The following is a 26,227-nucleotide window of genomic DNA, read 5'->3' on the forward strand; positions in this document are numbered from 1 at the left end:
CCTACAAGGGAGCGGATCGATCGACAAGTTGGACAGACAGGGAGTGAGCATGACCATGAGCGCAACCATTACGGTGGTCGGACTGGGCTCGGGGGACCCCGACCGGCTGACCTTAGGCAGCCTGAAACGGCTGCAGGAAGCGGGAGAACGTTACGTCCGAACGAAGGACCATCCGGTCGTGGACTGGCTGGAGCAAACGGGCGTCCGTTTTGCTTCGTTCGATGAAGTGTATGAAGCGAAAGACGATTTTCCCTCCGTATACGAGGAGATTGTCACCCGACTGTTGGCACGGGCCGAGGCTGACGGAGATGGGGGGAATATCGTTTACGCCGTCCCCGGACATCCGCTGGTCGCCGAAACGACGGTCAAGCTTTTGCGGGAGCGCTGCCCAGAGAGAGGCATCGAGCTCGACATCATTGGCGGAGAGAGCTTCCTGGACGAGGCGTTTGTGCGGCTTGGCTTTGACCCGATCGAAGGTTTTCTGCTGCTGGACGCATCGGAGGTCAGTGGGGCGTCGATCGATCCGAGACGGCATACGTTGATCGGACAAGTTTATGACCAACTGACTGCCTCGGAAGTGAAGCTAGGGCTGATGGAGTTGTTGCCTGACGATTATCCGGTTGTCGTGGGACATGCCCTTGGTGTCGCAGGCCAGGAGCAAATTGAGCGGGTACCGCTGTTTGAACTGGATCGAATTGACGGCTACGGGAACCTGTCACTCGTCTATGTGCCGGCAAGTAGGGACGAAACCCTGCGGATTCGCAGCTTCCAGCGTCTCCATGAGATCGTGTCGATTCTGCGCAGTCCCGGCGGATGCCCGTGGGATCGCGAGCAGACGCATGAATCGATCCGCAAAAATCTGATCGAGGAAACCTACGAGGTCCTGGAGACGATCGATGACGACGATCCCGACCACATGCGTGAGGAGCTCGGCGATCTGCTGCTGCAAATCATGCTCCACTCCCAGATGGAGGAGGAGACCGGCGCTTTCACGGTGTATGACGTCATCCAGGAGCTGAATGAGAAGCTGATTTACCGTCATCCGCACGTTTTCGGCAATTTGAGCGCGGAGGACGCCGAGGCGGCGCTGAACAACTGGGAGGCGATGAAAGCCGAGGAGAAGAAGCGCAAAGGAATCGAGCCCGAGCGCCAATCGGCGATCAGCGGGGTACCGCGCGATTTGCCGGCTTTGATGAAGGCGTACAAGCTCCAGAAAAAGGCGGCCAAGGCCGGATTCGACTGGGAAGAGATCGGCGGGGTCTGGTCTAAGCTGGAGGAGGAGATCCGCGAGCTGAAGGAAGCCGTAGCGCATAAGCAAGATCCCGAGTCGCAGGAGCTGGAGCTGGGCGACGTGCTGTTTTCGGTGGTGAATGCCGCCCGCTTTATCGGGGCCGATCCGGAGCAAGCCCTAACGCGGACGATCCGCAAATTCACCCAGCGATTCCACTATGTCGAGGAGCGGCTTCGCGAACAAGGGAAAACTCCTGGCGACAGCACGTTAGAAGAGATGGACGTTTTGTGGAACGAAGCTAAGTCGAAAGAACGGGAATAATGGGAGAAAAGGCCTAAATTTCGGTTTTTTTGCGAAAAAAACAAAAAAAAAGTTCCTGGCAGTGCAGGATTTTTCATTTCAAGCAAGAATACTCATACAAAGATAACCCACTGGCGCTGGGGCAGGCCTAGAGCCTGTAGTGCCAAGGTATCACCTATTTCTTTTATTATTGGGAGGCATTATTAATGAACAAAACAGACCTGATCAACAACATTTCCAGCAAAAGCGGTTTGACAAAAAAAGACGTTGAATCCGTATTGAACGGTTTCCTCGGCGAAATTACCGATGCCCTTGCTGGCGGCGACAAAGTACAATTGATCGGCTTCGGTACGTTCGAAACTCGCAAGCGCTCCGGTCGTACGGGCCGCAACCCGCAAACCGGCAAAACGATCGAAATCCCGGCTTCCAATGTTCCGGCATTCAAAGCGGGCAACAAACTTAAAGAAGCTGTAAAATAATGCGTCTTGATAAATTCCTGAAGGTATCGCGGTTGATCAAGCGGCGCACGGTGGCCAAGGACGTCTCCGAACAAGGCAGAGTTCTGATCAATGGGCGCGAATCCAAACCGAGCAGTACCGTCAAGGTTGGCGACGAGATCACGGTTCAATTCGGCCAAAAGCTGGTGACCGTTCGCGTCGAGCGCCTGGTCGAAACGACTCGCAAGGATGAAGCAGCGACCATGTATACCTTAATCAAGGAAGAGCCGATCGCGAAGGATACCGGTTTGGACTGGTCCTGAATAGTGAAGCTCAGAGCATGTTCCGTTCCATCGGGACATGCTCTTTTTTTGGCCCCGGAAGGGTGTAAAAAATTTCCTAGCCAAACTGTGAAATCGTGGTAATATATTAAATACACATTTACTAACGTTTTCGATAAGCGCACCTGCTTCTTAGAAAACACCTCTGAATCAACCTCATGTCGAAATCCATCGACGCTGCACATGCGGCACACATCTACGAACCGAAATCACGCCCATCGAACAGCCAGCATTCTAACCAACGATCCAACAAACGAACGAAGCAACAAACGAAGCAACGGACGAAGCAACAAACGAAGCAATGGACAAACTCAACAACGTACCATTCTGTCGCTCGGACAGCAGCTCTATTCGGGAACCGGGGTGATCTTATTAGCGGACTTTAATTAAAACGCTTACAAAGTGAAAATATTCACAATTACTTCATTCATCATTTTCTACGACAGCCATAGGGTATACCAAGGTCATAGTCCAGTTTATCCAAAGGGATGATCGCCTGATGAAACAGCTCGTGCACAAGCTCTATGCCCGGAGAGAGCTCTCCAAAGATGAGCTCGTCTATTTGCTGGGGCATATGGATGCCGAAACCCGCGGGGAGCTCTTCCGATTTGCCCGTCTGAGACGGGAACAGGCTTACGGGGACAAAGTGTATATGCGCGGCTTGATCGAATTTTCGAGCTACTGCCGGCAGAACTGCCTTTATTGCGGGCTGCGGGCCGGTAATCGGGATGCGGAGCGGTACCGGCTCAGCCCCGAGGAAATACTCGAATGCTGCCGGGAAGGGTATGGGCTGGGCTTCCGCACATTTGTGCTCCAAAGCGGCGAGGATCCCTGGTATACGGCCGATCTGCTGGCTGCCTTGATCCGGGACATCAAAGCCGAGTTCCCGGATACGGCCATCACCTTATCCATCGGCGAACGGGAGGAGGAAACCTACCGTTTGCTGTATGAAGCGGGGGCGGATCGCTTTTTGATGCGTCATGAAACCGCTTCCCGAAGGCTATATCAATCTCTGCATCCTTCCATGTCTTTTGATCACCGGCGCAAATGTCTGGAGACGCTCCAGTCGATCGGTTATCAGGTGGGCGCAGGGTTCATGGTCGGGCTGCCCGGCCAAACGACGGAGGATTTAGCGGAGGACTTGAACTATCTCAAAACGCTAAACCCGGACATGATCGGCATCGGCCCGTTTATTCCCCACGACCGGACCCCGCTGGGTGATGCGAATGCCGGATCGCTGGAGGATACGCTGGTTATGGTGGCGCTGGCCCGTCTGTTCCTCCCGGATGCCTTAATTCCCGCAACGACCGCCCTCGGGACGCTAAACCCCGAAGGTAGGGAATTGGCGCTGAAGGTCGGAGCCAATGTGGTCATGCCTAACCTGTCACCCGTCCTTGTCCGTAAGAAATATGCCCTATACAACGACAAAATCTGTACGGGTGACGAATCCGCTCAATGCAGGCACTGCCTGGAGCTCCGGATTGGAGCTGCGGGCTTTTCCGTAGATATGGGAAGGGGGGACAGCTTGAAGGCGGCAGGAACGCGCCGTCATGCTTAATCGAAGTTATGCAGCTGCGGCTGCTTAAACGAAGAAGAGTTTTCTTTTCGCTATTATTCGTGAAATATTTCACAACTAAACGTAGAGGAGACATGGCGAATGAGCATATTGACCAAAACGAACGAGCTTGGCTTTTTTGAAATTCGGCTGGAATCCATCGGCGGGCTCGGTGCCAATCTGGCCGGGAAGATGCTGGCGGAATCCGGGGTACTCGGACTCGGGTTAAACGGTGCAAATTTCTCGTCCTATGGTTCGGAGAAGAAGGGCTCTCCGGTAAAGAGCTTCGTCCGCTTTTGCGAGCCAGGCGTGGAAATTCATGATCACAGCCCGATCGAGGAACCCGACGTCATCGGCGTATTCCATGAAGCGCTGCACAAGACGGTGAATGTCTTGAGCGGTCTGAAGCCTGACGGAATCTTGCTGGTGAACTCGACCCGCGATTTCGAGGAGATCCGGCGCGACCTGAAGTTCCCGTACGGGACGTTGGCCGTCGTCGACGCGATGGGCATCGCCATCGACGAGCACACGAAGGTGAATACCTCGATGCTGGGGGCGTTGTTCCGGATATGTGATTTCCTCGATCCGGATTCCATGCGCGAAGTCATTCGGCATACGTTCCAGAAGAAATACCCGCACCTGGTGGAGCCCAATCTGCGTACGTTCGACCGAGGTTATCAAGAGGTGCGTTTCCAGACGACCCCGCCTCCTGAAGGAGCGCAGGGAATCCGATTCGAGCGTCCGCAGCCGCTGCTCGGCTATGAGACGCAAGCGCCCGGCGGCGTGATCCGCGCGCAAGGGAACAGCCTCTTGAAGGATTTGAGCGGCTCCCGCCAGGGTTTCCTGCCGGAGCTGAACCTGGAGAGCTGCATTCATTGCGCCAACTGTGACACGGTTTGCCCCGATCTGTGCTTCGTGTGGGAATCCGGGGAGGACAAGAAGGGCCGGCCGCAGATGTTTTTGCGCGGGATCGACTACCAGTACTGCAAAGGCTGTCTGAAATGCGTGGAAATCTGTCCGACGGGTTCGCTCAGCGTGCGCCGGGAGGAAGCCGGGTACGCCGACAGCCACCGCGTCGCCCATGTATTCCAATAGAGGTAGTTCAAACCTTTATTCAAAGAACTCGCAGAAGAGCCTAAAGGAGGACTTTATCGATGTCTATAACCGAAGAGAATATCACGAAAATGACGCTGGCGGAACAAACGACGGCGTTCGAATCGGGCAATGAAGCGGCGGCGATGGCGGCAGCCCAGATCAACTACCATGTGATGGGGTACTTTCCGATTACGCCGTCCACGGAGATCGCGCAGATCCTGGACCAGAAGAAAGCGCAAGGCCTGCATGACATCAAGCTGATCGCGGCGGACGGGGAGCATGGCTCTGCGGGGATCTGCTACGGGGCGGCGCTCAGCGGAGCCCGGGTCGTCAACGCCACCAGCGCCAACGGGTTCATGTACATGATCGAACAGCTGCCGGTGCAGTCCGGGACGCGGTTTCCGATGGTGCTGAACCTGGTCACGCGCGCGATCAGCGGTCCGCTGGATATTCGCGGCGACCACTCCGATTTGTATTACGCGCTGAATACCGGGTGGCTGATCCTGACGGCGAGTACGCCGCAAGCGGCATACGACATGAACATCATGGCGCTGAAATGGTCGGAGCATTCGGAGGTGCGGCTCCCCGTCATCGTCGCTTACGACGGGTTTTTCACGTCCCATCAGAAACGGAAGCTGAGTTATTTCAAAGATGCTAAGGCCGTCCGGGCATTCGTGGGCGAAACGCCGCCGGCCGGATTCGATAACGTGGCCGACCCGTCGGAGCCGATTACGGTTGGCGCGCATATGAACGGCGACGACTTGTTGAACAACCACTACCAACTGCATCTGGCACACGAACGGGCGGCTGAAGTGTATCAGCAAATCGCCGAAGAGTTTAAAACGCTTTCGGGACGCGATTACAAGGTGTTGGAGCTGTATCGGATGGAGGATGCGGAGGTTGCATTGTTCCTGCTGAATTCCGCGGCGGAAACGGCCAAGGCGATCGTCGATAAGCTGCGGGCGCAGGGGATTAAGGCGGGGATCATCCGGCCGAACGTCATCCGGCCATTCCCGGCGGAGGAGATCCGTGCCGCGCTGCGGGGCGTAAAAGCGCTGGTGGTGGGGGAACGCGCCGATTCCTACGGCGGCAAAGGCGGCAATATGACGCATGAAATCCGCTCCGCGCTGAAGCTGGATCCGGACAATCGAACGATCGTCCTGTCTCGCGTATTTGGCCTGGGCGGCAAGGACTTCTATCCGGACGAAGCGGAAGCGTTCTTTGATTTGGCCATCGAGGCGATGAACCAGGGCAAGGCCGCGGTGCCCTTCGATTATTTCGGTCAGGTGCCCGGCGATCCGGTGCATCAGCTGAGACCGATTTTGACGCCGCAGCAAGGGGACGCCTTTAACAGCGGGTTGATTCAGGTCGCGCCGGACGAGGCGACCGGCAAGCTGAAGGTGAAGCTGCCGCCGCTGCGCAGCCTGACGGCCAAGCCGAAGCGGTTGGCGCCGGGACACGGCGCTTGTCCGGGCTGCAGCGCGATCTCTTCGCTGGAGTTGTTTTACAAGGGCATTGAAGGCGATGTCGTCACGTTGTTCCAGACCGGCTGCTCGTACGTCGTTACGGCCGGCTACCCCTACACCTCGCATAAGCAAACGTTCATCCACAATCTGTTCCAAAACGGGGCTGCGACCGTAGCCGGCGTCGTCGAGGCGTTCTGGGAACGGAAGCGCCGCGGCGAGATCGACGTCTCGGACAACGTCACCTTTATCATGGTGACCGGTGACGGCGGGATGGACATCGGGATGGGGCCGGCGATCGGATCGGCGCTGCGGAACCACAAGATGATCATTTTGGAATACGACAACGAAGGGTATATGAACACCGGCTCCCAGCTCTCCTACTCCACGCCGCTGGGCCATCAGACCAGCACGTCCGGCGTAGGGAAGGCGCAGAAAGGGAAAGCGTTCCACCACAAGGATACGCCGCAGATTATGGCGGCGACGAACATCCCGTACGTGTTCACCGGGGCGGAAGCCTTCCCGCAGGACCTGATCACGAAGGCGGCCAAGGCGCAGTGGTACGCGCAGCATGAAGGTCTGGTGTACGGGAAGGTGCTCAGCACTTGTCCACTGAACTGGCGATCCGAGGACCAGCTCGGTACGAAAATTCTCAAAACGGCCGTGGATTCCTGCTTCTTCCCGCTGTATGAAATCGAGCATGGGGTGACGAACATCACCTACAATCCGGAAGCGAAGAACAACCGGATTTCGCCGCAGGAATGGCTGAAGCTGATGGGCAAGACGAAGCACATGCTGCATGACCCGGAACTGCTGGATGCGTTTGAGGAAGAAGTCAACCGGCGCTGGGATCGGCTGAAGCTGAAGCATGAAAGTCCGCTGCTCTAGGGAATATGGCCGGACGATGAAGGGAGAGGATGCAAAGATGGAAGAGACTTGCCGTTGTGCGGGGGACCAGGAACGGCTGACCCGGGTTGGGGAAATAATCGATCAGTTTCGCTTGCTGCCGGGCGCGTTGATCCCGGTGCTGCACGAAATTCAGGATTTGTACGGCTATCTGCCGGAAGAAGCGCTGCAAATCGTTTCCCGGGAGCTGGAAATGCCGATGGCCGAAATTTACGGGGTAGCCACGTTTTATTCGTTTTTCTCGCTGGAGCCGAAGGGAGAGCACGTCATCCGCGTCTGCATGGGCACCGCTTGTTACATTAAGGGCGCCCAAGGTGTGTTGGACCGCTTGAGCCAGGAGTTGAACGTTCCGGTCCAGGGGACGACGGCCGACGGAAAATTCACGTTGGACGCCACCCGCTGCTTGGGAGCATGCGGTTTGGCGCCGGTCATGACGATCGGGGAGAAAGTGCATGGCCGGCTGACGCCAAACGAAATACCGAAAATTCTGAAGCCGATGCGCACGCCTGCGGAGACGCATTAGAAGGGAGGGTGGAACGATGAAAACGATGTTGGATCTTGAGAGCATCCGTACGGCGCAGTTAAGCCGGCTGGTTCGCCGTAAACTCGGCCAAACCGGGCCTGACGATGGCGGCGTGGCCCTTCGATCCGTCATGATCTGCGGCGGCACGGGCTGTACCTCCTCGGACTCCATGCTGATCGCGGAGGCCTTTGAGAAAGAAGTAGCCAGTCAAGGGATACAGGACAAAATCGATGTCGTGCGCACCGGCTGCTTTGGTCTATGCGAGCTGGGGCCGGTCGTGATCATTTACCCGGAGGAGGTGTTCTACAGCCGGGTGAAGGTGAAAGACGTGGCGGAGATCGTCGACGAGCACCTGCTTCAGGGTAAAATCGTCGAGCGGCTCGTCTATCAGCAGTCGCTGGAGGAGGATGGGCGGATCAAGCCGCTGCATGAAGTCGACTTCTTCCGCAAGCAGCAGCGGATCGCCCTGCGGAACTGCGGCACGATCGATCCGGAGGATATCGACGAGTATATCGCCATGAACGGGTATAAGGCGCTGCATAAAGTCCTTACGACCATGGAGCCGGCGCAGGTCGTAACCGAGGTGAAGGAAGCGGGCTTGCGCGGGCGCGGCGGCGGCGGGTTCCCGACCGGGATCAAGTGGGAGACGGCCGCGAAGCAGCGGACGGGGCAAAAGTACATGATCTGCAACGCCGACGAAGGCGACCCGGGCGCGTTCATGGACCGTTCGATCCTCGAGGGCGACCCGCACTCCGTGCTGGAAGGCATGGCGATCGCCGGCTACGCCATCGGGGCGAATCACGGCTTCATCTACGTCCGGGCGGAGTATCCGATCGCCGTGAAGCGCGTGCAGGCGGCGATTCGGCAGGCCCGCGATTACGGGCTGCTGGGCGAGGATTTGTTCGGCAGTGGTTTCTCCTTCGACATCAGCGTCCGCCTGGGAGCGGGGGCGTTCGTCTGCGGCGAAGAGACGGCGCTCATGAACTCCGTCGAAGGCAAGCGCGGCATGCCGAACCCGAAACCGCCGTTCCCGGCCGTCAGCGGGTTATGGGGTCAGCCGACGGTGATCAATAACGTGGAGACGCTGGCTAATGTGCCAATTATTTTGCTGGAAGGCGCTTCGTGGTATGCAGGCATCGGGACGGAAAAAAGCAAAGGTACCAAGGTCTTCGCCTTGGGCGGCAAGGTGGTTAACACCGGGCTGGTGGAAGTGCCGATGGGCATTACGCTGCGCGAGGTCATTTACGAGATCGGCGGCGGGATTCCCGGCGGCAAGGCGTTCAAAGCGGTGCAGACCGGCGGTCCTTCAGGGGGCTGCCTGACGAGCGAGCATCTCGATCGCCCGATTGATTACGATACGCTGCTGAGCTTGGGTTCGATGATGGGCTCGGGCGGCATGCTGGTGATGGACGAAGAGACGTGCATGGTTGACGTAGCTCGATATTACCTCGACTTTACGCGCGACGAATCGTGCGGCAAATGCGCGCCATGCCGGATCGGCACGAAACGCCTGCTGGAGATTTTGGAGAAAATCACGGAAGGCAAAGGCACGATGGAGGACTTGGATGCGCTGGAGGAGTTGTCCGAGCAAATCAAGGCGGCTTCGCTTTGCGGACTCGGCCAAACGGCGCCGAATCCGGTGTTGTCCACGCTGAAGTATTTTCGCGACGAGTATATCGCCCATGTGGTCGACAAGAAATGTCCGTCCGGCGTTTGCCGCTCGCTGATTACGTATACGATCGATGCGGAGAAATGCAAGGGCTGCAGCCTCTGCGCCCGGAAATGCCCGACGGGAGCGATCACGGGTAAGGTGAAGGAGCCGCATATGATCGATCCGCTTGTGTGCATTAAGTGTGGAATCTGCTTCGACAGCTGCAAATTCGCGGCGATCTATAAGAGCTAAAGGGGGGAGAACTCTATGTTGGATACCGTGAAACTATGGATTGATGAGATGGAAACGGAGGTGCCGAAGGGAACGACGGTGCTTCAGGCGGCCCGTGGATTAGGCATTCACATTCCTACCCTTTGCCATCTGCAGGGGATGAACCACCCGTCCAGCTGCCGCGTTTGTCTGGTGGAGTCGGGCCCCCGCCTGATCGCTTCCTGTACGCTGGTGGCCGAAGACGGCATGCGGATTCGGACGAATTCGCCGCGGGTGCGGAAAGCCCGCAAAACGACGGTCGAGCTGATCCTGTCGGACCATAACCGGGAATGCACCTCTTGCCTGCGCAGCGGGACCTGCGAGCTGCAGGAGGTGGCGAATCAGATCGGCGTGCGCGACGTGCGGTATGCGGGGAGCAAAGCGCGGTCGACGGTCGACCTCTCGTCGCCGTCTATCGTGCGCGACACCTCCAAATGCCTGCTGTGCGGCCGCTGCGTTGCCGTTTGCGGAGAGGTGCAAACCGTGGGGGCGATCGGGTTCATGAACCGGGGATTCGACACGGTCATCGGCCCGGCTTTGGGTCGCCCGATCGGCGAATCGGTCTGCGTCAACTGCGGGCAATGCATCATGGCATGTCCGGTCGGCGCGCTTCAAGAGCGGGAGAATATCAACGACGTGTGGCAGGCGATCGCCGATCCGCATAAATTCGTCGTTGTCCAAACCGCCCCGGCGGTCCGCGTTGCCTTGGGCGAAGAGTTCGGGATGCCGGTCGGCACGCGCGTGACGGGCAAGATGGTGGCCGCGCTGCGACGGCTTGGCTTTAACAAGGTGTTCGACACCGATTTTGCCGCCGACTTAACGATCATGGAGGAAGGGACCGAGCTGGTACATCGTTTGGCGACCGGAAAGAACCTGCCGCTGATGACATCCTGTTGTCCGGGTTGGGTGAAGTTCGTGGAGCATTACTTCCCGGATATGCTGGATAACCTGTCGAGCTGCAAGTCGCCGCATGAGATGGAAGGGGCGATGATTAAGAGCTACTTCGCCCAAACGATGGGGATCGATCCGGGGAACATCGTCGTCGTGTCGATCATGCCGTGCACGGCGAAGAAGTTCGAAGGGCAGCGCGAGGAGCTGGCCAGCGAGTCGATGCAGGACGTCGATTACGTGCTGACGACAAGGGAGATCGCCCGGATGATCAAGGAAGCGGGCATTGACTTCGCCGGCTTGCGCGGCGAGACGTTCGACAATCCATTTGGCGAAGCGTCGGGGGCCGGCGTGATCTTCGGGGCGACCGGCGGGGTGGCCGAGGCCGCGCTGCGAACGGTGTTCGAGCTGGTGGCCGGCGAGGAGCTAGAGACGGTGGAATATACCTCCGTGCGGGGGATGGACGGCATCAAGGAGACGGCGGTGGAGCTGCCGGACGGCCGCGTGATCCGCACCGCCGTCGTGCATGGGCTGGCCAACGCGCGGAAGCTGATGTCGATGATTCAATCGGGCCAGCGCCAATACGAGTTTATCGAGGTTATGGCGTGCCCGGGCGGCTGCATCTGCGGCGGCGGGCAGCCGATCGTGGGAGCGAGCCTGCGGGACACGCTCGACGTGAAGGCGGAACGGGCCAAAGCGATTTACGACGAGGACGAGGCGTCCGCGATCCGCAAATCGCATAAGAACCCGAATATCCAGCAGATTTACCGCGAGTTTTTGGAGGAGCCGAACAGCCACAAGAGCCATATGTACTTGCATACGCACTATTTGGTGCGCTCCCGCTATTAGCTGTTAGTCGCTGTGCGAAATGCGTGATGCGCTGCGTGTTGAACGTTGCGTTGTCCAAACAGTCTCGAAGGGGCTTAAGAAGTGACGAGGGCATCTTACAGGGAGGGATTGGGATGAGCAGGTCAGATCAATGGGAGGCGGCGGATTTCATCCGGGATGAAACCATCGTATCGGCGCTCGCTTACGGGTCGCAGCTGGCCCGCGACCGCAAGAAGGTGCTGGCTATTCTGGAGCGTGCCCGGACCGCCAAAGGCATTACCGCGGCGGAAGCCGCCGTCCTGTTGAACGTGGAGGACGATGTGCTGTTGGAAGAGATTTACCATGCGGCACGCGAGGTGAAGGAACGAATTTACGGGAATCGGATCGTGCTGTTTGCCCCTTTGTACGTTAGCAACTTCTGCGTAAACAACTGCGAGTACTGCGGCTATAAGCAGTCCAACGAGAGCATGGTTCGGCGGCGTTTAAACCGGGAGGAGCTGATCCGGGAAGTCGAGGTGCTGCAGCAAATGGGGCACAAGCGGCTGGCGCTGGAGGCCGGGGAAGATCCGGAGCATTGCCCGATCGATTACATTCTCGAATGTATCGAAACCATCTACTCCGTGAAAGTCGATAACGGAAGCATCCGCCGCATTAACGTCAACATCGCCGCGACGACGGTGGAGGATTACCGCAAGCTGGCGAACGTCGGGATCGGTACGTACATCCTGTTCCAGGAGACGTACCACCGTCCGACCTATAGCCGCATGCACCAAAAAGGGCCGAAACGCGATTACGACTGGCATACGACGGCGATGGACCGGGCGATGCGGGCCGGCATCGACGACGTCGGCGTTGGGGTATTGTACGGATTATATGATCACAAATACGAAACGATCGCCATGCTGATGCATGCCGAGCACCTGGAAGCAACGTTCGGCTGCGGGCCGCACACGGTTTCCGTCCCGCGCCTGCGGGCGGCGGACGGCGTCGACCTGAACAGCTTCCCGTATCTTGTGAACGATCACGAGTTCAAGAAAATCGTGGCCGTGCTGCGGTTGGCGGTCCCTTATGCGGGCATGATCCTGTCCACCCGCGAAGACTCGGAATTCCGCGACGAAGTGATCAAGCTGGGGATCTCTCAGATCAGCGCGGGTTCATGCACCGGCGTCGGCGGATATATGGACACGTACGGAGGCGAGGGCAGAGCGAACCCGGGCGGTGATACCGCGCAGTTCGAGGTCGGCGATCACCGCTCGCCGCTGGAGATGATCAAGTCGCTGTGCCGGGACGGCTATATTCCGAGCTACTGCACCGCTTGTTACCGCGAAGGCCGAACGGGCGACCGTTTTATGCGCCTGGCCAAATCGGGCCAAATCCACAACGTCTGCCATCCGAACGCCCTGCTCACCCTGCAGGAGTATTTGCTGGACTACGGGGATGACGAATCCCGGGAAATGGGGGCGACGCTGATCAAAAACAACCTCCGCCGCATCCCCAAAGCGTCCGCCCGCGATGCGACGATCAACCGCCTGCAGCGTATCCAGGAAGGCGAGCGGGATTTGCGGTTCTAGGATTACGCGGCAGGGTTCGTAAGATAAAAAGCCTTCAACACCGCCTTTATTGGCGGACATTGAAGGCTTTTTTGGCGTCGATAGGATGACCCATCTTCCGTCACCCCGTCCGTTAGCTAACCACATCCATCAGGAACCCAGGCTAACGCTTGCCAGAATGCTTATTGGGGCTAAACGAGGGGAGTTTTATTTCTAACGCTTATCAGCGAGCTTATTTGGACAGAATGGCCTCGTTTCCGAGGTAAATCAGGCAAATAAGCTCTCCCATAAGCGTTACATTTTGAAATCCCCCATTTTGGAGCAAATAGCGTTGTTGACAAGCGTTAGAGTTTCGGTTCGGGTCGCCTCCTAGCTAGCTCATTCCCTGGATTCCCTCAATGTGGCTCCCGGTCCGCTTCCTCCCACGCCATCACGGCGGAAGGGAAGAGCTCGATGGCGCGAGGGAACACGCCGTGAAGGTAGGCGATCAGCACGCCGTAGTTGACGATCGGGACGCCGGCCGCTTGGGCTTCGCCGAGGCGGTGCAGCATGGCGCGGCGGTTAAGCATGCAGGCGCCGCAGTGCACGATTAGCGCGTAACGGGCCAGGTCCGGCGGGTAGGAGTAACCGGAGACATGCTCGATCTGCAACTGCTTGCCCGTGGACTGGCGTAACCAGCGCGGGATTTTGACGGTGCCGATGTCGTCGGACTGCTGATGGTGCGTGCAGGCCTCTGCGATCAGGACGCGGTCCCCGTCCTTGAGCCGATCAATGGCCCGTGCGCCCCGGACCAGCTCATTTAAGTCGCCTTTATGCCGGGCGAACAGGATGGAGAACGAGGTCAGGGGCACGTCCCTCGGCGTGTCGGCGGCAACCTTGAGGAAGACCTGCGAGTCAGTGACGACGAGCCGCGGCTTAGTACCGAGCCGCTCCAGCGTCGCCCTGAGCTCGTGCTCCTTCGTCACGACGGCGATGGCGTCGCTCTCGAGCAGGTCGCGGATCGTTTGCTGCTGCGGTAGGATCAGCCGGCCCTTGGGCGCGGCTTTGTCGATCGGTACGACCAGCACGACGAGATCGCCCGGCGCGACAAGGTCGCCGACGAGCCGGAAGCGCTCCTCCTCGTGCGGAAGGGCCGCCACGATCGCCCGCTTCAGCTCGGGCACGCCGCGGCCGTCAAAAGAGCTGAACGCCACGCATTCCAGGCCCAGCTGCGCTTTCGCTTCGGCAAGCGCGGCCGCCTCCGCACCGGCATCCAAGAGCGTATCGACCTTGTTCAGCACGCCTACGACCGGGATGTTCCGCTGCCTCAGCTCGCCGAGCAGCTCCCGGTAAAAGTCGTCGGCTCCCGCCAAGGCGTCGATCACCAGCAAGGCGAGGTCGGCGCGGTGGATCAACTCCCGCGTTTTTTGCTTGCGCAACTCGCCAAGCATCCCTTCGTCATCCAGACCGGCGGTGTCGATCAGCACCACCGGCCCCAGCGGCAGCAGCTCCATCGCTTTGTACACCGGATCGGTGGTCGTTCCCCGTACCGGCGAGACCACGGCGGTCTCTTGCCCGGTCAAAGCGTTGACCACGCTCGATTTCCCCACGTTCGTGCGGCCGAAGACGGCAATATGCGTCCGCTCCCCGCGCGGCGTCGCGTTCAGGCTCATCTCGCGCTCCCCCTTTTATTCGCCGGGGATGCCCGGCTTCGTCACTTGCAGCGGATTCAGGATGGCGGCGGCGCGCTCGGCGGTGAGCCAGCCGCCTTCCACGGCGACGTGCTCCACCGTCAGCCCTTCGCGCCGGGCGATCCCGGCAATCTCGGCGGCCGCCTCGTAGCCGAGATGCGGGACCAGCGCGGTGGCCAGCACGGTGGAGCGCCGCAGATGCTCGCGGCATACGCTCTCGTTGACGGCGATGCCGCGAATGCAGCGCTGCTCGAACAGCGGGACGGCCCGCCCCAGGATCTCGAGCGATTCCAACAGGGAATCGGCGATCAGCGGGCCAAACGCGTTCAGTTCGAGCTGGCCGCCGGCGGCGGCCCAAGTGATCGCGGCGTCGTTCGCGATCACCCGCATGGCCGTCTGGCCGGCCATCTCCGCCATGACGGGGTTCACCTTCCCCGGCATGATCGACGAGCCGGCCTGGACGGCGGGCAGCGCGTATTCGCCGATGCCCCCGGCGGGGCCGGACGCCAGCAGCCGCAGGTCGCCGGCGATCTTAACCAACGTCACGGCTGCCGCTTTCAGCAGCCCGGACACTTCGACGAAGACGTCCATGTTCTGCGTCCCGTCCATGGGGAATTCGCTGCGCGCCAGGCCGAGCCCGGTCAACTCCTGCAGCGTGTTGGTTACCTGGAAGACGTAGGCCTTGGGCGCGTCCAACCCGGTACCGATCGCCGTGCCGCCGAGATGAATCTCGCGCAGCCGCTCTTCGGCCTTGTACAACCGCCACCGGTCGCGGGCGACCGCTTTGGCGTAAGCGCCGAACCCCTGGCCGGCCATCATCGGCAGGGCATCCATGAGCTGCGTGCGCCCTAGCTTCAGCACGTCCGCGAATTCCTGCTCCTTCTCCTGCAGCGCTTCCTGCAGGGAAGCGTAAGCCTCGCTGAGCGGGCGCAGCAGCCGGATGGCCGCGATTCGCAGCGCGGTGGGATACACGTCGTTGGTCGATTGGCAGCGGTTGACGTGGTCCAGCGGATGGACGAGCCGATAGTCGCCTTTGGATCCGCCCAGCCGTTCGATCGCCAAATTGGCGACCACCTCGTTGACGTTCATATGCGTGGACGTCCCCGCGCCGCCCTGCAGGGCATCGACGACGAACTGATCCGCCAAGGCGCCGCGGGCGATCTCGTCGCACGCCCGCTCAATCGCTCCCGCCACTTCTGCCGGGATCAGGCCCAGCTTGCCGTTGACCCGCGCCGCCGCTTTCTTGACGACGGCGATCGCTTCGATCAGCCGGGGATGGGCCGGACGCCCGCTGACCGGAAAATTCTCCATCGCCCGCGCCGTATGAATGCCGTAATATACCTCTGCCGGGATGGCCATAGGCCCTAGCGCGTCGGTCTCCCGGCGATATTTTTGATCGGGATCGGATCCATTCGAAAATTCCTGACGCATCTTGCTTCGCCTCCAATAACGAATGTAAATCTCTTCCTTTTCATCGTAGTTGAAAGCGATTTCCTGGGGCAGTAAAGAAGATCACGTTATGGGCCGAAAGGAACTTGTTCTAAAGCCGATTTTTCGTCCATAAGCTAGGGATAAGAAGGAGGGGTACATGCCATGGTCGAACCCAATAAAGCTAAGCATCAGGAGCTGCATCTGCTAAACCGCAAGCTGCTGGACATTTCGGGGGTCCTCAATGTGGAAAGCTTCGACAGCGAGGAGTTCCTGCTTCAGACCGAGCTAGGGCATCTGACGATCCGAGGGCAGAATTTACATATCAAAAACCTGAACCTGGAGCAGGGACTGGTCAGCATCGAGGGTACGGTGAACTCGCTGTCGTATTTGGATCCGGGCTCGAATTCGTCCGGTAAGGGCCTGCTCGGCAAGCTGTTCCGATGAATTTAGAGACGCAATGGGCGACCCTGCTCTGGATGCTGGCCTCCGGGGGGATCATGGGCATCGCCTTTGACAGTTATCGCGTCATCTCGGGACAACTCCGGTTTCCCCGCTGGAGCGTCCACGCCCTCGACTTGCTCTACTGGTTGGCTGCCGCCTTGTTCGTATTCCGCACGTTGTACCACAGCAACCACGGGGAACTAAGGTTCTATGTTTTCTTAGGCCTATTTCTAGGCATTTGGATTTATTTTTTGTTCCTCAGTGTTATCACGGAGCGTTTTGTGTTAATGTTAATGAGGATAGTTAACTCCATTTATCGTTTTATCGTACGAATGATCGAGATTTTCATCATCGCTCCGTTACAATGGCTGGTCAAAATGATCCGCGTCCTGCTCGGATTCGTTTGGATCGTGCTGCTTTTCCTGGGCCGGGTGACCTTATTGCCGATCTGGAAGCTGCTCGTATGGGCATTTAGGCCTATATGGACAAGGCTTCGGATTCCGCAAGGATGGGACAAGATCCGGCGCTGGGCGGCTGTGTGGCGGGAGCGCGTTTTGCGTCTATTACGCTGGTTCAACAAGGAATAATGCCGGGAGGTGCCCTGATGCGCGAAGTGCCGACAAATCCGAATACATCGAACAAAAGTCAGTCCTCCGGAAACGGATCTGCTTTCGCAAAGCGCAGGCTGCGGCTCTGGATGGGATTCATGGTCCTGTTCATGGGCTGGGCCGGGTACACGTTTATCTCCCAAGCTGGGGATATCGGCGGCAAATCGCAGCAGTTGGCCGAACGGCAAGCCGCCAAAACGGCCAGCGAGCAGGATTTGAACCAGCTCAAATATGAAATAAACCGACTAAACGACCCCGAGTACATCGGACAAATTGCCATGAAGAAATATGGTCTTTACAAACCGGGCGAAATCCCGGTCCGGGTATCCGAGTCCGAAGCCGGAAATGACTGACCCCATGCGGGTTGAAGGGACATCCGTCTGTTGACCTTGTATCCGTCATTCGGTATAATCAAATCACCGCAGTCATGATTTCGAGGCCTGGCTGTATATTTTTAAGGGAGGATCATTTTATTTTATGGCAATTGAAGTGGGCACCAAGTTAGAAGGAAAAGTGACAGGCATCACGCATTTCGGAGCATTTGTGGATCTGTCAGGAGGTGTCACGGGTCTCGTTCACATTTCGGAGATCGCCGACAATTACGTGAAAGACGTCAACGATCATCTGAAGATCGGCGATACGGTTACCGTCAAGGTGATCAATGTCGATAAGGACGGCAAGATCGGACTTTCCATCAAGCAGGCTGTTGACAAACCGGCCGAAGCCAGACCGCCTCGCGCACCGAGACCGGACCGGCCAAGCGGAAGAGACGGAGACCGTCCGGGCGGCGGATTTAACCGAGACCGGGGAGGACGTTCTTTCAAGCCCCCAGCCAACAAAGCTTCTTTCGAAGATAAAGTTTCCCGTTTCCTGAAGGATAGCGAGGAGCGCATCTCTTCGTTGAAGAAGAATACGGAAGGCAAACGCGGAGGACGCGGAGCCAAACGAATGTAATCCCTGAAAATTCAACTGATCAAACCCACCGTAGGCGGTTCGCTCGCCTGCGGTTTTTTGTTTTGTTGTGCGGCGGAATTCAAGATTCGAAGTCGAATTAACTTCTTGGTCCGCTTCGTGATAAGAAAAACTTGATCGATGAACATTCACAGAAGACAGACCGCCGTAGGATGAAGTTTTTCTTGCGATTTCATGATGTTTTATCTTGCGTTGCCTATTCACAATGAAATCTTCAAAAGATGATTTTTGAATCTCCTCTAAAGCATCTTTTGTCGCCTCTGGGCTTTTTGCCGACAGGTTCTTACGGTTTTTTACGAGGAGCGCGCCGGAACTGCCGCCTTTCGCTAACAAAGCCCGTGATCTCCGATGCGAACATAGAAACCCCTAAGGCGGTCCATCGCTATGGGGGGCATGCATTCGCGCCGTGTCGGCGCCCGCTCTCAATTTGTCGGAAATTTCTTTGGCCTGTACTCCGGTATCTGACAAACTTTCACGTTCTAGCCTCCTATAATGGGACATACCTTACTAATTTGGAAAAGGCGGTGCCAGGATGTTGAACAAGTGGAATGTCACCCTGTTTCCAGGGATGAGAAAGGCGAAGGCATGGGACAAGGGAGCGTGGCGGAGCATACTGCTGGACCAGCCGGTCATTCGGCGTGCCGGGCGGCTGTTCGCGGTTAACAAGTGGAACGGACTGCTCCTCGTGATGAGCTTCCTGCTGGGCCGTGCGACGATATTGGACGAGCTGGCTCCATTTGCCGTCGCGTTTTTTGCGGTGATCCTGTTTATGCGGCGGGACATCGCCTGGATCGCGGGGGCAGCGATGGTCGGAGGGGCGCTGCTGACGCCGGATGCGCATCTCCATGCCGTGGAAATCGCCGTGGAGCTGCTGATCTTCTACCTGTTGCAAAAGGGCTTGGAGACGTTTGAACGGGCGGATCTCTCCTATGCTCCGATCATGGTGTTCACGAGCACGTTTTTCGTCGGCATGTTTGGGGCGGTGATCGGCCCTTCGCTGACCTGGTACGCGCTGGCCATGACCGTGATGGACGCGTTGCTGAGCTTCGTCCTGACGCTCGTCTTCATCCAGGCCGTCCCGGTGTTTACGTACCGGAAGAAGCATTACCAGCTGCGGGGCGAGGAAATCCTCTGTCTGGTCATCCTGTTGGCCTCGGTCATGACCGGAACGGTCGGGTGGGAAATTCAAGGGTTATCGGCCGAGCACGTGCTGTCGAGATACTTAATCCTTCTGTTCGCATTAGCGGGCGGTGCGCCATTGGGGGCTTCGGTCGGCGTGATTACCGGACTGATCCTAAGCCTGGCGGACACGTCAGCCTTGTACCAGATGAGCTTGCTGGCGTTCTCCGGGATGCTAGCCGGGATGCTGCGGGAAGGGCGCAAATGGGCCGTCGGGTTCGGCATGCTGCTCGGCTCGTCGATCCTGTCGATCTACATCGCCGGTCCGGCGGACGTAATGTCCTCCACTTGGGAGAGCTGCGCTGCAGTTCTGCTCTTTCTGTTGACCCCCAAAAAAACGGTCCAAATCATTGCCAAATACGTGCCCGGCACGCAGGAGCATGCCAAAACGCAGCATGAATACGCCAAACGGGTACGCGACATTACGGCCGGTCGGGTGGCGCAGTTCTCCCAAGTCTTCAAGCAGCTGGCGCGCAGCTTCGGACAGGTGTCCAGCACCGGGGAAATCGCCAAACGCGGCGAGGAGATCGACCATTTCATGAACGCAGTGACCGAGGGGGCTTGCGCCACTTGCTTCCGCAAGAATACGTGCTGGGACGGGCGATTCTATCAAACGTACAAGCTGATGACGGAGATGATGACGGCGATCGAGGAGAAGCCGGACATCCAAGTCGCCGAGCTTCCGCCAAGATGGGGCAAGCTGTGCGCGAAAACCGACCAAGTGCTGGACATTATGAAGCACGAATACGATTTGTATCAGCATGATCTGCATTGGAAACGGCAAATTTACGACAGCCGCCAGCTGGTGGCCGAGCAGCTCTCGGGCGTCTCGCAGGTCATGGAGGACCTGGCCCGGGAAATCCAGCGCGAAGGACAAGCTATGTATAAGCAGGAGGAACAAATCCGCGAGGCGCTCGAAAAAATGGGCCTGTCCATTCACAGCATCGACATCGTCAGTCTGGACCATGGCAACGTGGAGATTGAGATCGTACATGCGTACACCCGCGGTTTCGATGAATGCCGGAAGATCATCGCACCGCTTCTGTCGGATATATTGGGCGAGCATATCGCGGTGATGAACGAAACGCTGCATGGCGGCAAAGAAGGCCTATCGACCGTGACCTTCGGCTCGGCCAAAGCTTTCGAGATCACGACGGGGGTCGCCGGCACCGCAAAAGGCGGCGACATGCTCTCGGGCGACAGCTTCAGCGCCAAGGAGCTCGGCAACGGCACGTTCGCCGTGGCGATCAGCGACGGCATGGGCAACGGGGAGCGCGCGCGGCTGGAGAGCAGCACGGCGCTGAACATTCTCGAGCAGCTGCTGCAGTCCGGCATGGAGGAGACGCTGGCGATCAAATCGGTGAACTCGATTCTGATGCTGCGCTCGCCGGACGAGGTGTATGCGACGGTCGACATGGCGTTGATCGACCAGTACACGGCCCGAACGACGTTTATGAAGATCGGCTCGTCGCCAAGCTTCATCAAGCGAGGCCAGGAGGTGATCCCGGTCACGGCCAGCAATTTGCCGATCGGCATTATCCAGGATATCGAAGTCGATCTGGTGTCCGTCCAGCTGTATCCGGGAGATACGCTGATCATGATGACCGACGGCATTTACGATGCGCCGGGACCGGCAGTTAACAAGGAGCTGTGGATCAAGCGGCTGATCCAGGAGATCCAGGCCGAGGAGCCGCAAGAGATCGCCGATTGCCTGCTGGAGTCCGTCATCCGGTACCAGAAGAACGTCATCCACGACGATATGACCGTGGTCGTCGCCAACGTCGACCATCTGCGGCCGGAGTGGTCCACGCTGCACATTCCCGGCATCAGCCGGCTGGAGCGGCCGCGTACGGTGAGTTAGTAGAGAGCTTGAGGTGAGAACCTCAGGTTCTTTTTTTTGCGCCCGAAATCTTGTTTTGCCTGAACCGGGGGGGAGCAAGTTATAATAGGGGGAGAGAAAGGGGCGTGAGAGATTGGATTACCGCGTGGATGTCGCATTTGAACCCCGGTACGAGCTGCTCAGCAGTCTACATACGATGATATGCCGCAAATCGCATAAGAAGATCGACCTGACCCCGGCATGGGTGAAGGATACCTTAAAGCGGATCACGCCGGAGTTCGCCTCCATTCTTGGAGACATGGAAGTGGACGGCGATTGGAAAATCACGTATTTGCTTGCCTATCTGTGCCCGGACGGGGCGTCGCCCGAGGAGTTTCTGGCCTGGCTGGAGGCGAAGACGCCGGGGGATTTGTATGAGTTGATCGCGGAGTACAGCCAGCAGTTCCCGAAGGACATGGGGCAATTCCGCTCCCGTACCTTGACGGTGTTATCCGGCTGGCACGAGCAGTATTTCCGCAAGCTGGAGCCGGAGGTGATCGGCGCGCTGCGTTCCGAAGCCAATGAACGGACGGCCGAGCTGGCATATGCCGAGCCGTTGGCGTTTATCGAACGGACGACCAACGGTTTGACGTTTATGCCGAAGGAAGGGTTGGAGAAGTTGGTCCTTGTGCCGCAATACCATTTTCAACCAATGAACGTCATCTATCACTTTGGCAAAATCACGCTGTGCCACTATTCGGCACGGATCTATTTGGGCGGCGAAACGGATTTTCCTCCCCACGAATACCGAATGATTCGGGCGCTGGCCGAGCAGAGCCGGCTGAAAATCCTGCGTTATTTGAGCGGCGGTCCCCGAACGTTCACGGAAATCGTTCGTCATTTGAAGCTGTCCAAAGGGATAACGCACGATCATGTGTCCAAGCTGCGCAGCGGCGGTTTTATCCGAGCCCATTTCGATGGGGAAGCGGTGTCCGAATACAGCTTGCGTCCGGAAATGCTGGACGTGATGCATCGGAAACTGGTCGATTATATCGTAAACTAAATCACGCCAGAAATGGCGGTCATAACGATTCCGCACCGTGCGAACGGCGGCGGGGTCGTTTTTTTATGCTGTCATGAATATTCATTTCTCTGAATAAAGAAAGAATAACAAGTTCTCTATTTACAGAACCGATACCCTTTCGTATAATAGGAGCATTAAAACACCACTTAACTTATCGGAATTAACGTCTATTGTAAAGTTTCACCTAAAAAAAGGCAAATCGGAGGGAAAGAACCATGCAAATGAAGAAAAAACGAATCACCGCACTGATGACCTCATTCTTGTCCGTGGCACTGCTGTTGGCGGCTTGCGGGGGGAACGGAGGCAACAATGCCGCGCAGGGAGCGGAACCGGCATCGGCTCAGTCCGGGAACAGCCAGAGCGAGGCCGGCGGAAACAACGCGGGTACGGCGGCCGGAGGCGAGCTGCAGTTCATTCCGGCTGGCGATATGTCCAAATTGCCGGCGGTTGCCAAAGGGCGTACCGATACGATCATCGTCGGATTGACCGACCCGAGCGGCGCGTTTACGCCGTATTTCCAGCAGAGCGGGTATGACGGCAACGTCTCGTCACTGCTGTACACGCCTCTGGTGACGGTGGAAGACAAAGGGCTGCCGGCACCGGGCCTCGCCGAGAGCTGGGAGGTCTCCGAGGATCAGCTGACGTATACGTACCATCTGCGTAAGGATTTGAAGTTCAGCGACGGTTCGCCAATGACCGCGGACGACGTGGTTTTTACCTGGACGTTGCTCCACGATAAGGCTTACGACGGGGATTCCCAAATCCCAACGCTACATATCGTTGGCGGCGAAGCTTATAAGGAAGGGAAAGCCAACAGCATTTCCGGCATCGCCGTCAAAGATCCGCAGACCGTGTCGGTAACGCTCGAGCAGCCGAATGCGACGGCGCTGGTGCTGCTTGGCAGCGACGTGTTGTCCAAGGCTTACTACGGTAAGGACTACAAGTTCGGGCAGTTGGATTACATCAAGAAGCTGCACGAGAAGCCGGTCGGCAACGGGCCGTACGTGCTGGAGAAGTTCATTCCGGGACAAGAGGTGCGTTATGTCGCCAACCCTTACTACTATGCGGGTAAGCCAAAAACCGAGAAGTTTATCTATAAAACATCCGAAGGCGACGTATGGCAGTATCTGGAGACGGGCGAAGTGGATTATGCATCCTTCAGCGCGACGACCGAAAACATCGATAAGCTGAAAAGCATGGGCTTCGTCAACATCCTGCCGTATACGCCAAGCACTTACGGTTATCTGCAATTGAATTTGGAGCATGAAGCGCTTAATGATAAGAGCGTCCGCCAGGCGTTAACTTACGGTTTGGACCGTCAAAGCATCTATGTCGAAGCGAACCAAGGCGCCGGGGAAGTCGCTAACATTCCGGCTTCGCCGATCTCCTGGGCTTACACGGAAGAAGGAATCAACGCATATGCCTATGATCCGGACAAAGCCAATCAACTGCTGGACGAAGCCGGTTGGGCCAAAGGCGCGGACGGGATCCGCGAGAAAGACGGCAAGAAGCTGACCCTTCATTACCTCGGGTCCAAGAGTGCCCAGACCGACGTCTTTATCGCTGTTGCCACGGAGAATTTCGCCGCGATCGGCGTCGACTTCCAACCGGAGGTGTTCGCGGACTTCAACGCGTTGGTTTCGAAAGTGGAAGGCGGCGACTACGATATGGCATCCTTCTCTACGCCGATGTTGGCCGACCCTTCGGACGGCGTACTGCAGTTCGTCGACGGGGAAATCAAGGGTTACGACAATCCGAAGGTGAAAGAGCTGTACGAAAAAGCGCTAAGCACCAGCGACATCGAGCAGCGCAAGGCGACCTATAAGGAGCTGTTCCAGCTGCTGAACGACGAGCTCCCGATCATCTTCACCAACTATAAGAAGACGGTATATGCCTATAACGGCCGCATCCAAAACCTGTCCGTCAGCCCGTTCACCGGCCTGTCTTCCAGCTTGCCGAACTGGACGCTGCAATAAACGGTAAACAGTAAACCCTTCGTCTTCGAAAAATCAGCCGCTCCCCTCGCGTGCCTTGCATGCGAGGGGATGGCTTGTCTAAGGAGTGCGACGAGATGAGCGCATATATCACCAAACGATTGATTTATATGGCGGCGATCCTGCTGGCTGCCTCGCTGTTGATCTTCTGCCTGTACGCGCTGACGCCCGGCGATTTCATCAGCGGCAACATCAAGCTGACGCCGGAGCGCAAGGCCGAGCTGCGGGAGATCTACGGTTTGAATAAGCCGGTGCTGGAACGGTACGCCATTTGGATGAAAAATGCTTTTCACGGCGACTTCGGCTATTCGTTGGCCCAGCAGAAGCCGGTGCTGTCGTTGTTCAATGATTATATCTGGAACTCGTTCCTGCTGGCGGCGGTATCGACGTTCCTCACCTGGTTCATTGCCGTGATCGTTGGCGTCGTTTCGGCCTACAAGCAGTATTCCTGGTTCGACACGGTCGTGCTGGTACTGATCTTTGCCGCCATGTCGCTGCCGTCTTTTTTCATCGGCTTGTTCCTCATCAAGATCCTGGCCGTCGATTTCAAATGGCTGCCGCCGGGCGGGATGATAACGACCGGGAGCAATGCCACCGGGTTGGCCTACGTGAAGGAAGTCATTCACCATATGACCCTGCCGGTGATCGTCATGACGATTCTGGGCGTCGGCTCCTTGACCCGTTATTTCCGCACCAACATGATCGACGTGATCAAGCAGGATTATATCCGAACGGCCCGCGCCAAAGGGCTGAAGGAGAGCAAGGTGCTGTACCGCCATGCGCTGCGCAACGCGCTGCTTCCGGCCATCACGCTGGTGGGCTTCGAGCTGCCCGCTTTGTTCGGCGGTTCGTTGATCATTGAGAAGATCTTTAACTGGCCGGGGATCGGGCAGCTGTACATGTCCTCTTTTTCCGTCCGGGATTACCCGTTGTTGATGGGTTTTACGATGCTGATTGCGATCTTGACCGTGATTGGAACGCTGTTGTCGGACCTGCTGTACCAAATCGCCGACCCGCGCGTCCGGTTGCAATAGGGGGTGTAGACAACCATGAACTCGATTCCAGGAAATCTGTCGCAGCCGGGCCAAGCGGCCGTCCATGCCGCCGCGGCAAAGAAGCCGTCGCTTTGGCGTCAGTCGCTGCGCCGGCTGCTTCGCAATAAACTCGCCGTGTCGGGATTCGTTGTCGTTGTTTTCATGTTTTTGGCCTGCTTCTTGGGGCCGCTGTTCTCGCCGTATACGGATAACAAAATCCAAATGTCGCTGATGAACAAGCCGCCGAGCTGGCAGCATTGGCTAGGCACTGACAAGCTGGGAAGGGACGTGTTGACCCGGGTGCTGCAGGCGGGTCGCATTTCGCTGACCGTCGGCTTGGCTTCGATGGTGTTGTCCGTCTTCCTGGGCACGCTGCTTGGCGCGATCGCCGGGTATTACCGCGGGATCGTGGATCAAATCATCATGCGGCTCGCCGATTTGCTGTTAACGATCCCCGGCTTGCCGCTGCTGTTCATCTCCGGGGCGCTGTTATCGGAGTGGAAGGTGCCGACCAACTATCGCATGTACATCGTTATGCTCATGCTTAGCTTGGTGAACTGGCCGGGACTGGCGCGAATGATCCGCGGGCAGATGCTGAGCCTGCGGGAGCGGGAGTTCATGCAGGCGGCCGTGGTGCTGGGGCTGCGCGACCGGCGCAAGCTGGTCCATCACCTGTTGCCGAATCTCGTGCCGTTGATTATCGTGATGGCCACGCTGAACATCGGCGGGGCGATTTTGAGCGAATCGGTGCTCAGCTTCTTCGGGCTGGGCGTGATGCCGCCGACGCCGACCTGGGGCAATATGATCGATGCCGCTAACAACATGATCGACTTCCAGCAGCATCCTTGGCTATGGATTCCGCCGGGGTTGTCCATTTTCGCCACCGTGATCGCCATCAATGTGTTCGGCGACGGTCTGCGTGACGTGCTGGACCCCAAAATGAACAGGTAGGTGAAG

General features: G+C 57.8%; 21 protein-coding genes. 19 read left to right on the forward strand and 2 right to left on the reverse strand.

All coding sequences use genetic code 11. From position 1 onward, the window contains the following. Positions 1 to 55 precede the first annotated feature (55 nt). The 10 genes from yabN (at position 56) to hydG (ending at position 13,059) form a co-directional block, all read left to right on the forward strand. A complete protein-coding gene (gene yabN / locus MJ257_RS16510) occupies positions 56 to 1,552 on the forward strand; it encodes a bifunctional methyltransferase/pyrophosphohydrolase YabN (RefSeq protein WP_240270308.1) in 1,497 nt (498 codons plus the stop codon). 185 nt (positions 1,553 to 1,737) lie between these two features. Next, positions 1,738 to 2,010 carry an HU family DNA-binding protein gene (locus MJ257_RS16515; RefSeq protein ID WP_068784357.1) on the forward strand — a complete coding sequence of 91 codons (273 nt, stop codon included), beginning with the start codon at positions 1,738 to 1,740 and terminating at the stop codon, positions 2,008 to 2,010. Next, positions 2,010 to 2,291: an RNA-binding S4 domain-containing protein gene (locus tag MJ257_RS16520; protein WP_059040394.1), complete on the forward strand. Its 282-nt coding sequence runs from the start codon at positions 2,010 to 2,012 to the stop codon at positions 2,289 to 2,291. The genes MJ257_RS16515 and MJ257_RS16520 overlap by 1 nt, the downstream gene beginning before the upstream one ends. Positions 2,292 to 2,808: 517 nt before the next feature. After that, complete coding sequence (gene hydE / locus MJ257_RS16525) at positions 2,809 to 3,867, forward strand: [FeFe] hydrogenase H-cluster radical SAM maturase HydE (RefSeq protein WP_240270274.1); 1,059 nt, start codon at positions 2,809 to 2,811, stop codon at positions 3,865 to 3,867. A gap of 99 nt (positions 3,868 to 3,966) precedes the next feature. Continuing rightward, positions 3,967 to 4,959 (forward strand): 2-oxoacid:acceptor oxidoreductase family protein, encoded by a 993-nt coding sequence (locus MJ257_RS16530; protein WP_178020544.1) that lies wholly within the window; start codon positions 3,967 to 3,969, stop codon positions 4,957 to 4,959. A 59-nt stretch (positions 4,960 to 5,018) separates the two neighbouring features. After that, positions 5,019 to 7,310: a thiamine pyrophosphate-dependent enzyme gene (locus tag MJ257_RS16535; RefSeq protein WP_240270275.1), complete on the forward strand. Its 2,292-nt coding sequence runs from the start codon at positions 5,019 to 5,021 to the stop codon at positions 7,308 to 7,310. 37 nt (positions 7,311 to 7,347) lie between these two features. After that, positions 7,348 to 7,851, forward strand: a complete 504-nt coding sequence (nuoE, locus tag MJ257_RS16540; RefSeq protein ID WP_178020540.1) for an NADH-quinone oxidoreductase subunit NuoE — start codon at positions 7,348 to 7,350, stop codon at positions 7,849 to 7,851. Positions 7,852 to 7,867: 16 nt separating this feature from the next. After that, positions 7,868 to 9,754 (forward strand): NADH-quinone oxidoreductase subunit NuoF, encoded by a 1,887-nt coding sequence (gene nuoF / locus MJ257_RS16545; RefSeq protein ID WP_240270276.1) that lies wholly within the window; start codon positions 7,868 to 7,870, stop codon positions 9,752 to 9,754. Positions 9,755 to 9,769: 15 nt separating this feature from the next. Beyond that, positions 9,770 to 11,509, forward strand: a complete 1,740-nt coding sequence (locus tag MJ257_RS16550) for an NADH-dependent [FeFe] hydrogenase, group A6 (protein ID WP_240270277.1) — start codon at positions 9,770 to 9,772, stop codon at positions 11,507 to 11,509. Between the two features lie 113 nt (positions 11,510 to 11,622). Further along, positions 11,623 to 13,059 carry a [FeFe] hydrogenase H-cluster radical SAM maturase HydG gene (gene hydG, locus MJ257_RS16555; protein WP_240270278.1) on the forward strand — a complete coding sequence of 479 codons (1,437 nt, stop codon included), beginning with the start codon at positions 11,623 to 11,625 and terminating at the stop codon, positions 13,057 to 13,059. Positions 13,060 to 13,433: 374 nt separating this feature from the next. On the opposite strand, the gene hydF is transcribed toward hydG, so the two are convergent. Then, a complete protein-coding gene (gene hydF / locus MJ257_RS16560) occupies positions 13,434 to 14,690 on the reverse strand; it encodes a [FeFe] hydrogenase H-cluster maturation GTPase HydF (protein WP_240270279.1) in 1,257 nt (418 codons plus the stop codon). Between the two features lie 15 nt (positions 14,691 to 14,705). Next, positions 14,706 to 16,139 (reverse strand): aspartate ammonia-lyase, encoded by a 1,434-nt coding sequence (locus tag MJ257_RS16565; RefSeq protein WP_240270280.1) that lies wholly within the window; start codon positions 16,137 to 16,139, stop codon positions 14,706 to 14,708. Positions 16,140 to 16,301: 162 nt separating this feature from the next. Here MJ257_RS16565 and yabP point away from each other — a divergent pair, with 162 nt between their 5' ends. From yabP to opp4C, 9 genes are all read left to right on the forward strand, one after another. Continuing rightward, positions 16,302 to 16,583 (forward strand): sporulation protein YabP, encoded by a 282-nt coding sequence (gene yabP, locus MJ257_RS16570; RefSeq protein ID WP_059040382.1) that lies wholly within the window; start codon positions 16,302 to 16,304, stop codon positions 16,581 to 16,583. Next, the gene (gene yabQ, locus MJ257_RS16575) at positions 16,580 to 17,167 is read left to right on the forward strand and encodes a spore cortex biosynthesis protein YabQ (RefSeq protein WP_240270281.1); all 588 of its coding nucleotides are present in this window, start codon (positions 16,580 to 16,582) and stop codon (positions 17,165 to 17,167) included. Before yabP ends, yabQ begins: the two co-directional genes overlap by 4 nt. 17 nt (positions 17,168 to 17,184) lie before the next feature. Continuing rightward, complete coding sequence (locus MJ257_RS16580; protein ID WP_240270282.1) at positions 17,185 to 17,541, forward strand: FtsB family cell division protein; 357 nt, start codon at positions 17,185 to 17,187, stop codon at positions 17,539 to 17,541. 124 nt (positions 17,542 to 17,665) lie between these two features. Continuing rightward, entirely contained in the window at positions 17,666 to 18,142 is a 477-nt protein-coding gene (locus MJ257_RS16585; protein ID WP_059040379.1) for a S1 domain-containing RNA-binding protein, read from the forward strand. A 550-nt stretch (positions 18,143 to 18,692) separates the two neighbouring features. Then, entirely contained in the window at positions 18,693 to 21,200 is a 2,508-nt protein-coding gene (gene spoIIE / locus MJ257_RS16590) for a stage II sporulation protein E (protein ID WP_240270283.1), read from the forward strand. Positions 21,201 to 21,324: 124 nt separating this feature from the next. Next, a complete protein-coding gene (locus MJ257_RS16595) occupies positions 21,325 to 22,221 on the forward strand; it encodes an ArsR/SmtB family transcription factor (protein WP_240270284.1) in 897 nt (298 codons plus the stop codon). Positions 22,222 to 22,457: 236 nt separating this feature from the next. After that, a complete protein-coding gene (locus tag MJ257_RS16600) occupies positions 22,458 to 24,218 on the forward strand; it encodes an ABC transporter substrate-binding protein (protein WP_372489834.1) in 1,761 nt (586 codons plus the stop codon). Positions 24,219 to 24,313: 95 nt separating this feature from the next. Beyond that, a complete protein-coding gene (locus MJ257_RS16605) occupies positions 24,314 to 25,270 on the forward strand; it encodes an ABC transporter permease (protein ID WP_240270286.1) in 957 nt (318 codons plus the stop codon). A gap of 15 nt (positions 25,271 to 25,285) precedes the next feature. Further along, the gene (gene opp4C / locus MJ257_RS16610; RefSeq protein ID WP_240270287.1) at positions 25,286 to 26,221 is read left to right on the forward strand and encodes an oligopeptide ABC transporter permease; all 936 of its coding nucleotides are present in this window, start codon (positions 25,286 to 25,288) and stop codon (positions 26,219 to 26,221) included. Positions 26,222 to 26,227 lie beyond the last annotated feature (6 nt).

This window comes from Paenibacillus timonensis, from assembly GCF_022427145.1.
GTDB classification, from domain to species: Bacteria; Bacillota; Bacilli; order Paenibacillales; family Paenibacillaceae; genus Fontibacillus; species Fontibacillus timonensis.

What these genes read in the sequence shown, in the direction of transcription:
- MJ257_RS16580 (WP_240270282.1), top strand. Translation starts at nt 17,185, where the DNA reads ATGCGCGAAGTGCCGACAAATCCGAATACATCGAACAAAAGTCAGTCC.
- nuoE (WP_178020540.1), top strand. Translation starts at nt 7,348, where the DNA reads ATGGAAGAGACTTGCCGTTGTGCGGGGGACCAGGAACGGCTGACCCGG.
- hydG (WP_240270278.1), top strand. Translation starts at nt 11,623, where the DNA reads ATGAGCAGGTCAGATCAATGGGAGGCGGCGGATTTCATCCGGGATGAA.
- MJ257_RS16530 (WP_178020544.1), top strand. Translation starts at nt 3,967, where the DNA reads ATGAGCATATTGACCAAAACGAACGAGCTTGGCTTTTTTGAAATTCGG.
- hydE (WP_240270274.1), top strand. Translation starts at nt 2,809, where the DNA reads ATGAAACAGCTCGTGCACAAGCTCTATGCCCGGAGAGAGCTCTCCAAA.
- MJ257_RS16605 (WP_240270286.1), top strand. Translation starts at nt 24,314, where the DNA reads ATGAGCGCATATATCACCAAACGATTGATTTATATGGCGGCGATCCTG.
- yabQ (WP_240270281.1), top strand. Translation starts at nt 16,580, where the DNA reads ATGAATTTAGAGACGCAATGGGCGACCCTGCTCTGGATGCTGGCCTCC.
- MJ257_RS16565 (WP_240270280.1), bottom strand. Translation starts at nt 16,139, where the DNA reads ATGCGTCAGGAATTTTCGAATGGATCCGATCCCGATCAAAAATATCGC.
- opp4C (WP_240270287.1), top strand. Translation starts at nt 25,286, where the DNA reads ATGAACTCGATTCCAGGAAATCTGTCGCAGCCGGGCCAAGCGGCCGTC.
- MJ257_RS16520 (WP_059040394.1), top strand. Translation starts at nt 2,010, where the DNA reads ATGCGTCTTGATAAATTCCTGAAGGTATCGCGGTTGATCAAGCGGCGC.
- MJ257_RS16585 (WP_059040379.1), top strand. Translation starts at nt 17,666, where the DNA reads ATGGCAATTGAAGTGGGCACCAAGTTAGAAGGAAAAGTGACAGGCATC.
- spoIIE (WP_240270283.1), top strand. Translation starts at nt 18,693, where the DNA reads ATGTTGAACAAGTGGAATGTCACCCTGTTTCCAGGGATGAGAAAGGCG.
- nuoF (WP_240270276.1), top strand. Translation starts at nt 7,868, where the DNA reads ATGAAAACGATGTTGGATCTTGAGAGCATCCGTACGGCGCAGTTAAGC.
- MJ257_RS16600 (WP_372489834.1), top strand. Translation starts at nt 22,458, where the DNA reads ATGCAAATGAAGAAAAAACGAATCACCGCACTGATGACCTCATTCTTG.
- hydF (WP_240270279.1), bottom strand. Translation starts at nt 14,690, where the DNA reads ATGAGCCTGAACGCGACGCCGCGCGGGGAGCGGACGCATATTGCCGTC.
- MJ257_RS16515 (WP_068784357.1), top strand. Translation starts at nt 1,738, where the DNA reads ATGAACAAAACAGACCTGATCAACAACATTTCCAGCAAAAGCGGTTTG.
- MJ257_RS16550 (WP_240270277.1), top strand. Translation starts at nt 9,770, where the DNA reads ATGTTGGATACCGTGAAACTATGGATTGATGAGATGGAAACGGAGGTG.
- yabP (WP_059040382.1), top strand. Translation starts at nt 16,302, where the DNA reads ATGGTCGAACCCAATAAAGCTAAGCATCAGGAGCTGCATCTGCTAAAC.
- MJ257_RS16535 (WP_240270275.1), top strand. Translation starts at nt 5,019, where the DNA reads ATGTCTATAACCGAAGAGAATATCACGAAAATGACGCTGGCGGAACAA.
- yabN (WP_240270308.1), top strand. Translation starts at nt 56, where the DNA reads ATGAGCGCAACCATTACGGTGGTCGGACTGGGCTCGGGGGACCCCGAC.